Here is a 14,538-nt window from a genome sequence, read left to right as displayed (position 1 = left end):
ATAACAGCTTTATAAATACTGCGTGATTGGAGATTCACCTTTGGAAGGAAGTGACATAAAGACAGATTCTCTTTTTCAAAACCTGATCTTTGGTTTTGTATTACTCTGTTTGATATACCTGCTCAGTCAGGGGAATGCTCTTCTTTTCCATGGTATTACCGAACTGTTTTCGATCTCTGTGGCCTGGAGTGTATTTCTTTTAATGTGGACCACAAGAAAGATAACCAGGAACAAGACCCTCCTCTTCCTGGGCATTGCCTATCTTTTTATCGGTTTTATAGATCTATTTCATACTCTCAGCTATAAGGGCATGAATGTATTTGAAGGCATAGAAGGCTCGAATACAGCAGGGCAGCTATGGATTTCCGCACGGGGTATGGAGGCTGTCTCTCTTCTTCTCGTATCCATATTAATCCACAAAAAGGACAGAATTCCTGTCAGAAAGTACATGGTGATATTTTCTCTTATCACTACTCTGATTCTGGCTGTCATATATTATACAGAGATCTTTCCAGTCTGTTATATTGAGGGTCAGGGGTTCACACAGTTCAAAACCCTGGCTGAATACGCTATCTGTCTGATTCTGCTTCTGTCAATCCGGGGATTTCACAAGTGTCGGAAAGAACTGGACAGAAGGGTCTATAGTCTCCTGGTGATGTCTCTTTCGGTTTCAATTGCTTCAGAACTGGCTTTTACCATATACATTGATGTATATGGTTTTTTCAATGCTCTAGGTCATTTTTTAAAGGTGATCTCCTTCGGTCTTATATTCCAGGCTCTGGTCTACTCCTCTGTACACCATCCTTACTCAACTATTTTTCAGGAATTGAAAAAAGATACAGAAGAGCTGAGCATCTCACAGGCACTCCACAGCTCCCTTATTGCGAATATTTCCGATGTTCTTGTGATTCTGGATAAGGAGGCTTTAATCAAATATATCAGCCCCAATATTGAGAATCTTTACGGTTGGTCTTCAGTAATCAGAGCTAATCAATCGGTCTGGGAAAATGTACACCCGGACAATATAAAAACTCTTAAACAGGCATTTTCCAGACTTCTCGATAAAAAGGACAGCCGTGAAACCGTGGAGATAAGATACAGACGTGCAGACGGGCATTATACTGATATTCAGTTGACCGGCAGAAACCTTCTATCTGATTCGGATATTAATGGAGTTCTCGTCAACTTCCACGATATAACTGAGAGGCTGGATTCAGAAACGAAGATTCAGGAAAGTGAAGAACGCTTTCGGGTACTCCACAATGCCTCTTTCGGTGGAATTGCTATTCATGATAAGGGATTGATTCTTGAATGTAATCTGGGCCTGTCTGAGATAAGCGGGTATGAATACAATGAACTGATAGGTATGAACAGTCTTCAGCTTATTGCCGAGGACTCCAAAGATAAGGTACTGAACAATATCAAACTCGGTTATGAAAAGGATTATGAAGTACAGGGCTGCCGAAAGAACGGAGAGGAGTACCCTCTCAGGGTTGAAGCCAGAAACATTCCCTATAAGGGCAAACCAGTCCGTGTTGTTGAGTTCAGAGATATAAGCCGGGAAAAACAGAATGAAACGGAAAAAAACAGGCTGAAAGAGAGCTTGATGCAGGTTCAGAAGATGGAAACCGTAGGACGTCTGGCAGGTGGAATTGCTCATGATTTCAATAATATGCTTGGTGTTATACTGGGCTATACAGATATAATCATGGAGAATGAGGGTCCCCAATGGCCTAACTACAATTATCTGAATGAGATAAAAAAAGCCAGCCAACGCTCAGCTGACCTGACACGACAGCTACTGGCGTTTGCCCGTAAGCAGGTAGTTAATCGCCGGGTTATGGATCTGAACAATACAATTACCCTTATGATAGAGATGCTGGATAGACTTGCAGGTGCAGAAATCCAACTGGAATGGAGTCCCGAAATGAATGCAGGCTCAGTCGAAATTGATCCCAATCAGCTGAACCAGATTCTTGTAAATCTATGCATGAATGCCAAAGATGAAATCAGCGGACAGGGGAGAATCACCATTGAGACAGGGAGTTCCTTTATCCCGGAGGAAGAGTGTAAAAACTGGGAAGACTGTTGTCCTGGAAACTATGCCTCACTGACTGTCAGAGATACGGGAGCCGGTATGGATGAAGATCGTAAATCCCATATTTTTGAACCCTTTTTCTCCATAGATTTTGAGTCCGCAGAACATTCAGGTCTTGCTCTTGCAGCTGTATACGGCTGTGTAAGGCAGAGCGGCGGTTTTATCAATCTGGAATCTGAAGTCGGAAAAGGGAGTGAGTTCACGATTTATCTGCCTCGTGTGGATAGTCTGCAAAAAAACAGCTGACAGGGATTACCACCTTCAGCTGTATATATTTAATTAATCATTTTATCAATTACAAATTCATTGCTGATTATGTCCATCCCAATGCAGAAGCTGCCGGGAGTTTCAACCAACCGGGAAAATCACTGTCCATACTTAGGGTCTCAATCTTTTCCATATCCATTTCATCAGTTGAAAGTACAGCTTCAGGATAAATCGGGATTTCCGCAGCCTTACGTACATAGAGAGGCATCTGCTCCAGAGGAATATTCTTCAGATCAAGCCACCGGGGACCTTTTATTACTTCGCCTGTCCAGAAGTCGACCCACTCCCCTTCAGGGAGATAGACTTTCCGTTCATTCCTGCTGTTCATTACAGGGCAGACAAGAAAATCATTGCCGCAGAAAAACTGGTCATCAATATTCCAGCAGACTGAATCTTCAGGATGGTGGAGTATCATGGCTCTTAAAAAGGGATAGCCCGATTCTGAAACCGATTTTGCCTGCTCTACAAAATAGGGGATAAGATAGTAGCGCAGTCTCAGCCATTTACGGATGGATGATGCGATCTTAGGAAAATGCCAGGGTTCTCTGGCAGAGGTTCCGTGATAGCGGAGATGGGAGCTGAAGACTCCAAACTGGGTCCATCGCATATACAGATCATCCTCGGGGGGAGTATTCATAAACTCCGGAACCCCGTGAAAGCCGGGAACATCATGACTCCAGTATCCAAATCCGGAGAGTCCGATATGAAGCCCGCCCCGGAGTGATCCGGCCATTCCATCCCAGCTTGCTGCAGCATCACCGCCCCAGTGAAGAGGATAGCGCTGACAGCCGGCCCATCCGGCTCTGGCCCAGATAATACCCTCATCAGTTGAGCGTTGGGTCTCTTCAAAGGCTGCCTTCTGATAGAGCAGTCCGTATAGATTATGTAATTTATCTGGAGGCATATTCAGATAGTCCGCATTCATCTGAATATTCTCACCGAAGTCCGTCTTGATAACAGAAGCTCCCTTCTCGAGGAGATCCCTGATCATTGACTGATACCAGTTCACGGCCTCAGGATTTGTAAAATCAATCTGACCACCGAAATCCTGACCGGAAAAATCGGAAGAAGAGCTGACGGCTTCTCCTTTTGGAGGGGCCAGATAACGTTTATCCATGGCTTCTTTCAAAAGCTTATTCCCCTCCCCTATATTAGGAGTCTGCCATAATGAGATTCTGAACCCCTGATCCTTCAAAGCCTTCATAAATGCGGCGGGTTCGGGGAAATTTTTCCTGCTGAAAGACCATTCACAGACCCAGTCTTTTTCAAACCAGCCGGTATCAATATGGATCAGATCACAGGGATATTCTTCATCCCTCAATCGTTTGCAGATATCATTGATTTCATCTGCAGAGAAATAGGTCATTCTGCTCATCCAGGTACCGTAACTCCACAGGGGGAGCTGAGGAGGATAACCGCTCAGTTTTTTGTAATTATTCAGAATCCTCTCCGGATTATCTCCTCCGATAATAAACAGGTCCAGTTCATTATCCTCGATCCTGGCCTGCGCCGCCCTTGTTGAGATATCTGCCAGAGAGAGGCGTATATGAGCCGAGCTGTGGATAAAGATTCCATAGCCCCGGCTGGAGAGATAAAAGGGGACATTTTTATAGGCTCTGCGGCTGTTTACACCCATGGCGTCGGTATTTTCAAGGTTGATTGTTCTGCCCCGCAGATCCTGGGCGGCAAATCGCTCACCTGTTCCGGCAAAATGCTCATCATACTCAGCCTGAAAAGAAAACAGTGCTGACTCCTTCTCCTGTCCATCCTCATTGAAAGTAATATAAGCAAGAGGTAGAGACTCCACCTTTTCAGGAAAAAACTGATCGCTGGTACTGAAGGAGACTGCGGCCCCCCCGGCAGAAGGATAAAGATCAGCTTTCAAAGAATCGAAGCAATCTGTGATCTGGTCACTCCAGCCTGCAGGCGTTTCTCTCTCCTTTTCAAAGCGTGCACGGAGCCTCCCTTTACTGTCATTGATGCGCCAGCAGCTCTTTTCTTCACTTACAGACAGGCGGTCTGACAGCAGATCCTTATGGAGACTGAGCATTGGACTGCCTGGATCATGAGATGTAAACAGATGAAGTATTTCATCCTCAGGACAGCTGAGCTTTATTACACGTATCTCCGGTGAAGCCGCTTCAACAGGTTTTAAATTACCCTGGAGAGAAAATGCAGAAAAAGGGATATGGATCTCCACCAAACCATCAGCTTCCTGAACCTTCACAGCGGAACCTGCTCTCCATATCACGGCTTCCGGATGGACTTCCAGATCGGCCATATCAGTCAAAAAATCGTTAAGTTGTTTCATTAAGTTTCTTCCTGCCAGTTCTTATCTGAACTGCTCTAGCTGTTTCAGTACTTCATCCACCTCATTCCGATTTTTGAAGTCAACCATGATATACATCCCTTCAGGTCCGACAGCATCCAGAAGCGGCAGAGCTTCTTCGGGCTTCAACCAGGGAGCCTGTACGGATTTACCCGACTTTTTAATACGTCTGTACATATCGTACCAGCAGGGATCACCACCCTGGGGCTTCTGAGGACCTGGTGTCCACTGAATGGCATCGAGGCTCTCAATTTCAAGGAGAATATCAAGCTTATTCAGAGCATCCGGACCATCCAGATGAAAAAGAGTGTTATCCAGAGTCTCACAATGCTCCCTCAGATAGGGAACTTCAAACTCCTCAAACATCTCGGGGCTGATCATTGCACAAAAGTCACATTGAGCCAGGGAAGTTTTACCAGGCCCCCAGATCATAAACCAGCCGTTCATACTGCTGCCGTCACTTCCCTTCAGTTCCTGATAGTACTCTTCATAGCATTCAAAATAAGCTTGATTGATTTCTGCCTGTTTCTCTTTAACCCAGTCCGGATTCAAAATCAGATCCATCAGCAGTTCCTGTGTCCCCCTGAGTTCAGCAAGTACATCCAGCCCGGGCATAAAAGCGGGATAACTGACAGAAAAACGGCCATTCGATATTTCCTTGAGACTCCGTGCTGCATCCAGAATGGTCTGATAATGACGCCCCCCTTTATCCAGAGTCAGGGTCCTGTCATTTTCAGGAGTCAGGTCACTGGGATGATAGAGAATGTACTCTTCCTCATAACGGGGTTCGGCTCCCATATAGGTTGCCAGGGTCACTGTCCCGTAATCGGGATAAACGATGGGCATAAAATCGGCACCCTGCCAGTTGCAGGAGAGCCTGTACTCTTCATTCCTTGTTATCCAGTCAACATCCGTATGTCTCTGAACAGGGGATGAAGGCTCTTCTACGGCTTTAATATCATAAAGGCTGCGACCTGTTTCGATACCTGAACCCCAATGGCCCAGAACAAATCCTTCATGATTCCACCAGTCAAGTAAATGCTGCCTGGTTTCAGGCCAGTTCTCTTTCCAATTCATCTGCATTATTGGCTCCTTTACCAGCTGACATTTTTTGCGGCTTCATACAGAGCCAGAATATTTTCTACAGAAGTATTGGGCTGCAGATTATGACAGGGACCCAGGATAAATCCTGTCCGGTCTGAAGCCAGAGTGGCTATCAGCTCTTTTACCTGTTTTTTTACATCATCCGCAGTCCCTCTGGGCAGGGTGTCCTGATTATCCACTGCACTGTGAAAACAGATGGACTCACCATACATCTCTTTGAGCTTAGACAGATCCCAGTCACCACAGCGCCACTGCACCGGGTTTAAAATATCGATTCCCATCTCAACCAACTCCGGAAGAAGGGTGCGCATATCTCCGTCATCATGATGAAAAACCCTGATTTTATATTTCTTCGCCAGATTCACGGCTTTCTGCATGTGAGACTTATAAAAAGAACGGAAAATTTCAGGATTTGTAATGAGTCCTGTCTGTGCACCCCAGTCATCGCTTACCTGAGTAAAATCGATCCGTCCTTCAGCCGATTCAAAGCAGCGTTTATGGTACTCATAAAAGAAGTCAGATAATTTACCCAGAATCATCCGGGTTAATTCGGGTTCCAGAACAGGATCCATCAGAGACTGCTCCAGCCCCCTCAGATAATTATGATAGGTGAAAAGTGCCGAATAGCCGCAGCAGATCGCCCTGTCCCCGCATTGATCTATAAGATCGGGAAGAGCGGAATAGTCATACCAGTCAGGGTCAGGCCATTCATACTGCTCAAGCTCTTCGATGCTGCTGATTCCTGTCATGGGATAGAGAACCTGCTCCTCATAACTCCCTTCATCGTATTTACTCAGACGGTAGCCGAAGCCCCATTCATTGACCCTGATATTGTCCTCTGTCACAACAACTTTTTTACTGCAGGGAGGCCTGACTTCCAGAATTCCGTCAACACCCAATTCATCCCAGAGTTTCAGTGTGGCTGAGACGCCTCGGGAGAGAGGCCCGCCGTTCAGCCCTATACAGGGATTCTGCTCATCAATTCCTTCTTTGATTCCGAAATGATCAAACAGCTTTTCCTGCACCTCAATGGTTGCCCACATATCAGTGGGCACTCTGTCCACAGGTTTATAATCAACTGCGGCCAGGATTCTTTCTCTATGATTCATATTGATGTCTTACCCCTTTACGGCTCCGGCTGTGGAACCCATGTGTATTTTCTTCTGGAAAAAGAAATAAAGAATCAGGGGGATTATGGCTGAAACAAGAATCGCAGCTGTCAGAATGGGTATGGGAATTCCATGCTCTCCCTTCATTATGGCAATTCCCAGAGAGAGGGGTCTATTTCCCGGGTCCTGTATTAACAAAAGTGAAAAAGGAAGTTCTGTCCACATCGCCAGAGATCCGACAATACTGACAGTTCCTATCATGGGAGCTGCCATGGGCATCATAATCTTGAACAGCTGCCGGAAAACTCCTGCTCCGTCGATGCGTGCCGATTCGATCAGCGAACGGGGCATGGTGGAGTAATAGGTGGACATGATATAGGTACCGAAGGGCGCAAAATAGGCAACCCATACCAGGATCAGTCCGAAATGAGAGTTCATCAACCCGATTTTTGAACAGATTCGATAAACCTGAGATGCAATAACCATCTGCGGAAATATCTGAAAAAACAGAACAAAAGAAAAGATGGACAGTTTATATCTGAATCTCAGCATACCCAGAGCAAATCCCGCTGCATTACAGACAAACAGATATAAAATCATTCCAGAGAACACCAGAATGACTGAGTTCATTATGTATGATAAAAAGTTCAGATTCCTGAACACATAGGCATAGTTGTCCATCACCCATGAAGAAGGCAGTGCCGTCTTGCTGAATGTATATTCCTGTACCGTTTTGAAACTGGAAATGAATGAAAAAAAGATAGGATACAGACTGATAAATGTAATTAGAATCAAAAATAGATATACCAGAAACTGACTGATGGAGAACCGTTTTTCATGCATGCTCATGACAGCTGATCTCCTTTCCTGAGAACCTGAATCTGAGCTGCGGCTATGAGAGAGCAGAAAAAGAACAGCACAACAGCCCAGCTGGATGCATAACCCATCTTAAAGGCTTTAAATCCCTGACGGTATATACCGAATTCGAGGGTGAATGTTGCAAAACCAGGCCCCCCGTAGGTCAGGGTATAGATAAAACTGTACATCCTGGCAAATACTTCAATAAATGAGAGAACCAGGAAGAACTGAATAGAAAAACTGATACTGGGAACTGTTATATGAAAAAACTTCTGCCACCAGTTGGCTCCGTCTATACCGGCAGCATCAAACATACCCCCATCGATACCGCTCATGGCAGCAAGAAAGTAGATACAGCCGAACCCCATCTTGGAGAAAATGACAAAAATCATGGCTACCGTGTGTATGGCTGACTTTGATTTTCCCAGCAGGTTTATTGTATTGGCATCCTTGACTCCCAGGGCTGTAAGAACTTCCACTATAGGTCCCATCTGGCTCAGAATAATACTGAATAAAGTTCCCAGTATGACATAGCCCAGAATTGTCGGCAGATAGATCACTGAGCGGAAAAATGTCCAGCCCTTCAGACCATCTCTTAATATGGCGGCAATAAGCAGAGGTATAAAAACTCCTGCAGGAATATAGAGAATCAGAACTCCCAGATTCTTCAGGGAATGCCAGAATTTAACATCCTGAAACATACGCGTGTAATTCTGAAACCCAACCCATTCTGCTGCGCCGAATCCTTTCCATTTGGTCATGCTGTAATAAAAGTTGGCAAGCACCGGGTATACTGTAAAAACAAGCATGAGTAATAACAGAGGGGCCAATAGAATAAAGGCATCCCGCTCTTCCTGCTGTTTCATTAGTCTATTCTTGGACATTATTTATCCTCTTGAAATATTAAATTCCTGGATTATGAAAAACCGGCAGGAATAATTCCTGCCGGGTATGAAACTGTTTTATTAAAGAATTGATTCTAAAGATTCATCTCATAGGCTTTCTGAAGACTCTCAACATATTCATTGAGACTGATCTCGTCGGCCAGGAAGAAGAGCTGGAAGTAGTTGTACATCTCTGCACCGAAACCTGCGTCAAGCTGAACATAGAAGTCGGGAACTGCATTGTTGCTCATATATTTGACAACTTCTGCAAGTGCTTCATTTTCGATTGGAAGATTCTTGTTGGGAACAATCGCACCGGTACGGGTAAGAAACAGATTGGCAGATTCACCATGAACATACTCATAAAGGTAATCAACAGCAGTATCGATGTTCTCTGAGTCTTTCATTACAGCAAAGCCGATTCCGGCACCCTGAGAACTCTGTCTGTCTTTATAGGCAGCACCCTCAGCATTGATACTGGGCATATAACCTAGATTTTCATAACCGAATGCATCACCGAAGTCTTTCCAGTGGGCAATATCAGATGTAAGACCGAAGAAAAAACCACCTTCACCGGATTTAAATACTTCTATGGCATCCATAAAGTAAGGCATGGTTGCATTTTCCGTGATGACATAACCCTTTGTATAAAGAGTCTTCATCATGCGGGATGCTTCAATAAAGGCATCATCAGTGAAATTAGCTGTTCCATCACTGAACCCTTTGAGTTCAGGACCATATAGGTTAGCCAGAAAAGTTCTGTAGGCAAAGTCGATACCATAGGGCTGACCGCCGTTACCCATAACGATAGCAGGGATTCCTGCAGATTTAAGCTTTTCACAGGCTGCCAGGAAATCATCCCAGTCGCTGAGATCAGAGCTCATATCAACACCGGCTTTTGCCATGTTTGCTTTATTGTAATAGATTCCCAGTCCCTGAGCGGTAAGAGGGACTATCTTGATATTTTGACTGCTCTCTTTTGTAGAAGAACAGGCAGCCCATGCCGAATCGGCAATATCATCTTTCCAGTCTGTAATATAGGGGTCAAGAGTCAGTAGAAACTCTTCCATATTCCAGATTCTCTGATCTGTATGTGCCATGATTACATCAGGAACCTGTCCTGAACCGACAGCGGCTGCCAGTATTTCATAATAATTATCATGGGGTTGTGCAATATGTTCAATTTCAACACCGGGATTTGCTGCCATATACAGAGAATCCATATCTTTTAAAGCTGATCCTACAACTTCTTCACTGTACTTGAAGTCCCATACTGTTAATTTAACAGGTCCTTCAGAACTTCCGGAATCAGAATCCTTCTGTCCTCCGGCCATCAATAATACTGAACTGAATACTAATACGATAAGTAACATGAAACCTTTTTTCTTCATTTGGTCCCTCCTATTGGAATTAGATTCAGTGTGGAGGGTGAACTTGAAATCTGAAAAGTTTCAATAATCTGAAGCAGTCTTAAAAACTGTAAATACTGGGTCTCAAATTATGCAAAAGGTATCAAAAACGGTTAATTTACCTCAAAAAATACGTAAAATAATGATATTTCAATACAATTTCAGAGCATCTATGATCTTTATAAGGTATTCATCAGGCGTAATTTCCTGTGTATTGATCAGCAGATCATCAAGCCTGTATTGAATATCAGAAACATAAGATGAGGGTATATAACGTTCCGGATCTTCTCCTGTATAGCGTAATGCCTCCTGAATTGAATTCAAGACAGGATATTTATCCTGGTCCAGACTATTGTTCTCCAAAGGAGAGAGTATTCCAAGATCCTCAATCAGGATTCTCTGGGATCTGTCAGAAAAAAGATGCTCCATATATCTGAATGCAGCCTCTTTGTTTTCCGACTTTTTATTCATACAGATAAGCACTCCTGCTTCCTGCAGCAGCTGTGCTCCGGGGCGGGCCATATCGGGATGGTGGAGATTTGGAAAATAACCCACATTACTTCTCCCCAGATCATCAGAAAAGTTTTTCCAATGTGCAATATCTGACAGTAAACCGGGAATCATTGCCGCCTCACCGGCACTGAAAGTATCCGGAGCAAAACTGAAATACGGACGAAAGAGTCCCTCCTCATGAAAGTATCCCTTTTCCCGCAGGGTATTGCAGAACTCGATAATCAGTCTGAAACGTGGAGATCTGAGCCCCCTGGCCTGTTTGTAAAATGTCTTAATTTCCTCATCAGTAAAAAAAGCTGTGATAAGACTTCTACGGATAAATTCTGTAGTCAGAGGCCGATTGTTTCCTGCTGCTATGGGAGTAATCCCATGGTCTTTCAGGATTCGGCAGGCATCCAGGAAATAATCCCAGTCCTCCGGGGCTTTTTCCGGATCAAGTCCGGCCAGTTTGAACAGTGTTTTATTGTAATACCAGCCCATTCCCTGAAATGTGAGGGGCAGAGCCTTGAGCAACCCATCCTGAGTCCTGCAGGCCTCAATTGAATCAGTTCTGAAACTGATATCGGAACTGACCATATAGGAATCAAGAATCTCAAGATATGATTCAAATTCACTAAACTCAGTACCATGATGAAGCCAGAGGATGTCCGGGCCTGTTCCCGCCAGCAGAGAAGTCCGGAGTGATGGCATATACTGCTGATCATAAAATCCTTTATGTTCCAGGATGAGATCCGGGTTCTCTTCTCTGAAAAGATTATCCACCCGGCTCAGAGCTCTGTTTGTCCTCTGATCCGTAAACTTGAAGTCCCAGACTTTCAGTACAGGCTTTGATTCTGTAGAACTGGAGTCCCCGGATAAAGGGAATGCTGTCATGGACATGAGAAAAACAGGTATTATGGAAAACAACGAAAAACGGCTGAACATAGTCTGAACCAATCCTTGATAGCGAAAACGATAAGTACATGATAGACTGACCCCATGCTAAAAATCCATCGTTTTTTCGTTCTGTTTTTTGCAGCATTTATAACTCTCACTCTGCTGACTGCAGGTATTGTTTTCTATAACACCCACTCCAACCGTGTACAGGCTCTGGCACTGGAATCCGTAAAGCTTCATGCCGACTGGAATATGCTGCAGAATGAAACAAACCAGATACTTCTGGATAGATATACGATCAGGGAAAATGAAATTCCATATGAAATAACGAAGTGGACAACCCATTACAAGGACTTCTCAAAGTCTCTGGATAAGTTTGCAAAAAACAAGCAGATCCAGAAACTGGATCACATACCTGAAAAAATAGACGGGATAATCCGTGTCTGGCGTTTTACAGAAGTACAGCTGAATAATGCAGATCATTTTTTTCTGAAAATCATTCAAACCGGACTGGGTGAAAAGGTCATGGTAAACGGTTTTCTCCACACAATGTATAAACTCAGAATGTCTGATCAGCTGACTGTAAGCGAAATATTCCTGCTGGATGATACGGTCTATGCCCTTGAGTCCCTTGATAATGCGACAAAAGAATTTGATACCCTCTTCACATTGGTAATGTTGGACCTGGAAATGGCCGGTGATCTGTATCTCCAACGGGTCAGAATCTTCTCCATAGTTCTGTCTGTAACTGTTCTTCTGATTATGGCTCTCCTGGTCCTGGTTCAAAGGCAGCTGAAAGCATCACAGGAAAACCGAAGCCTGTATCTGAAAGATCAGAAGAATCAGCTTTTAAAGAAACTGGTATGTAACAGCTGTGAGGAAAACCTGGAACTCTTTAACAGAAGAAAAGAAGAACTCGGAATAAAGCTGAAACTATCAGAAGCGATTCAACCCCTGGCACTGCAGATTGATGATTACTCACTGTTCTCCCATCAGCATAATATTGCCGAGCAGGATAAAATAATAAATAGAATGACCGGATCTCTGGAAACTATGATCCGCAATAGAGACATGGTCTTTGAATCCTTTCGCTACGGCGAGGATATGATTGTTTTTCTGATCAATTCCTCTCAATCTGATGAAAACGAGAATTTAAAAGAGTGGTTTGAACTGAATCATGGAATTCTTCTTGAAGAGAATGAGATTTCAACAACAATGACATTCGGCCTTTTAAATACGGAAGAAATTGATCTGGATCAGGATTTCTCCCGGCTGTTACAATTGACTCAATACCGCTTTATCTCCGGGAAAGGTTCATTTATCTACTCAGGATCATCCTCTTTGACCAGTAAAGAGACATTCCACTACCCCCTGGATAAAGAGAAACACTTTGTTGATGCCATGAATACATTGAACGAATCTGAAACATTAAAAATACTGGATGACCTTATCGGGTACGGTAATTCCTACGGTCCTCAGAATATGAGACGTCTTATTATCAGATTTACTGCAACTTTGATCTCAATTGTGGAAACACTGGAAAGAACCTACCATATCCATTCTATTGACAATGTCACCCCTATGATTCTCAGAATACAGAATCCGGAAACTATTAAGGAAGTGAAGGAACTGCTAAGCGAGATAATACTGAAAGTTATTCATGAATGCAGTGAAATGAAAGAAGCAAAACATGATAATACAGTTATCCATATCAAAGAGATCATAGATGCTGAGCTCAATGATTTAAATCTGTCGGCCGATTCCATTGCAGACCGTTTTCAGCTAACATCCAGTTATCTGAACCGGCTCTTTAAACAACACAGTTCTTACAGTATTGCCGGATATATCAATCACTGCCGTTTAGATAAGGCGGAACTCCTTCTGCGTACCTCAGACTTCACTGTCAAAGAAATTGCAGAACAGTCCGGCTTTGCAAGCATGGGTACTTTTTTCCGTCTGTTTAAGAAGGAGTTCGGTCGAACTCCCGGTGACTATCATAAAGAAGCTTTAATACCTTAGATCCCTTCCAGACAAATCAGGCCGTCCGAGCATTGCCCAGCCAGCCTGATATGATTTTTTATATATCTCCAGAAACCTTTAGAATCAAAGTGTTGAAACTTCAGCATCATCTGCTACTATTCTTCCAACCCACTCGATATTTCCTGCATATTCAAGTGTACTGTCTCCACTCATATGAGCTTTTAGAATACCGTTCATATCAAGGCTTACTGCGCTGTCGCTGCTTGCATTAACTGTAGTTATGCTGTTTCCGGGGAATACTGCATCTACCGAAGATTCTCCAGACACATTGATATTTGCATACTGAACATTCAGGTTATTAAAGACACCAGTTCCCTGAGTGAAATCAACATTGAACTGCTCTGCTTCACCTGTAAGTACGACTGCCGAATTACCCAGTGAGTCAACGGTGAGGAGTTTGGTATAAACTTCTGCATTCAATTTGGTATAGGCACCTGCATAGATGGAGAGCTCATTAGCGGTCAGAGCATCTGCGGCTGTGAGGCTGCTTTTACTGACAAGGCTTATAGAAAGGGAATCCAGATCAAACTTACCTTCAATACTACCAGCTGAGGCTTTTGAAAGAACCAGACTCTCCAGGGAAGAAGTACTTACAACAACAGACACAGGATATTTAACATTGGACTCGATATAGAGGTAGCCCTCTGTTCCTTCCAGATTAACCATCTCGACATAGGTCTTATCACCTGTAATGGAAACCATAGCACTGTCTGACTCTACAATTGTAAAATCAGATATACCTTTAAGAGACAGCTCATTAATTGCTGTAAACTCTTTTGTAATGGTTGCAGTCTGACCGCTTCCCGGGACTGTTCCAAAGGCAAATGCCCCTGTTGAAAAAACTAATGACATCAGGACAATCCCGATCACTGCAATACTTTTCTTTGTTACGTTCATCATAAACTCCATAAATAATTTGTTTGTACTCACTACTAAAGCAATTAGAGTGCCAACTTTTATAAAATTATTTATTTACTTACCTGCTAACGAGATAACTGAATACAGCCATACTAGTGATATCAAGAGATCATGGGAATAAATTACTCCTGCC

10 protein-coding genes are annotated in these 14,538 nt (G+C 43.6%); 2 read left to right on the top strand and 8 right to left on the bottom strand.

The genetic code is table 11. The features are described 5' to 3' along the window. The first annotated feature begins 40 nt into the window (after positions 1 to 40). Complete coding sequence (locus DV872_RS18670; protein WP_158547051.1) at positions 41 to 2,344, top strand: MASE3 domain-containing protein; 2,304 nt, start codon at positions 41 to 43, stop codon at positions 2,342 to 2,344. Between the two features lie 67 nt (positions 2,345 to 2,411). Here the strand turns inward: DV872_RS18670 and DV872_RS18665 are convergent, their stop codons facing one another. The 7 genes from DV872_RS18665 to DV872_RS18635 form a co-directional block, all read right to left on the bottom strand. After that, positions 2,412 to 4,676, bottom strand: coding sequence for a TIM-barrel domain-containing protein (locus DV872_RS18665; RefSeq protein WP_114631475.1), 2,265 nt, complete (start codon positions 4,674 to 4,676; stop codon positions 2,412 to 2,414). Positions 4,677 to 4,697: 21 nt separating this feature from the next. Then, positions 4,698 to 5,777: a hypothetical protein gene (locus tag DV872_RS18660; RefSeq protein WP_114631474.1), complete on the bottom strand. Its 1,080-nt coding sequence runs from the start codon at positions 5,775 to 5,777 to the stop codon at positions 4,698 to 4,700. Between the two features lie 11 nt (positions 5,778 to 5,788). After that, complete coding sequence (locus tag DV872_RS18655; RefSeq protein WP_114631473.1) at positions 5,789 to 6,907, bottom strand: uroporphyrinogen decarboxylase family protein; 1,119 nt, start codon at positions 6,905 to 6,907, stop codon at positions 5,789 to 5,791. Positions 6,908 to 6,916: 9 nt separating this feature from the next. Next, on the bottom strand, positions 6,917 to 7,756 hold the full coding sequence (locus DV872_RS18650) for a carbohydrate ABC transporter permease (RefSeq protein ID WP_230391605.1): 840 nt from the start codon (positions 7,754 to 7,756) through the stop codon (positions 6,917 to 6,919). Beyond that, positions 7,753 to 8,649, bottom strand: coding sequence for a carbohydrate ABC transporter permease (locus DV872_RS18645; protein WP_114631472.1), 897 nt, complete (start codon positions 8,647 to 8,649; stop codon positions 7,753 to 7,755). Before DV872_RS18645 ends, DV872_RS18650 begins: the two co-directional genes overlap by 4 nt. A 95-nt stretch (positions 8,650 to 8,744) precedes the next feature. Further along, entirely contained in the window at positions 8,745 to 10,040 is a 1,296-nt protein-coding gene (locus DV872_RS18640; RefSeq protein WP_114631471.1) for an ABC transporter substrate-binding protein, read from the bottom strand. Between the two features lie 168 nt (positions 10,041 to 10,208). Then, a complete protein-coding gene (locus tag DV872_RS18635) occupies positions 10,209 to 11,495 on the bottom strand; it encodes an ABC transporter substrate-binding protein (RefSeq protein ID WP_114631470.1) in 1,287 nt (428 codons plus the stop codon). A gap of 54 nt (positions 11,496 to 11,549) precedes the next feature. Between DV872_RS18635 and DV872_RS18630 the strand changes: the two genes are divergently transcribed. Further along, positions 11,550 to 13,466, top strand: a complete 1,917-nt coding sequence (locus DV872_RS18630) for a helix-turn-helix transcriptional regulator (RefSeq protein ID WP_114631469.1) — start codon at positions 11,550 to 11,552, stop codon at positions 13,464 to 13,466. 84 nt (positions 13,467 to 13,550) lie between these two features. On the opposite strand, the gene DV872_RS18625 is transcribed toward DV872_RS18630, so the two are convergent. Next, complete coding sequence (locus DV872_RS18625) at positions 13,551 to 14,384, bottom strand: GIN domain-containing protein (protein WP_114631468.1); 834 nt, start codon at positions 14,382 to 14,384, stop codon at positions 13,551 to 13,553. Positions 14,385 to 14,538 lie beyond the last annotated feature (154 nt).

Origin of the sequence: Oceanispirochaeta sp. M1 (assembly GCF_003346715.1) — a bacterium.
Classification (GTDB): domain Bacteria; phylum Spirochaetota; class Spirochaetia; order DSM-2461; family DSM-2461; genus Oceanispirochaeta.
The sequence above is the reverse complement of the archived record's forward strand: the minus strand, read 5'-3'. Positions and strand labels throughout refer to the sequence as shown.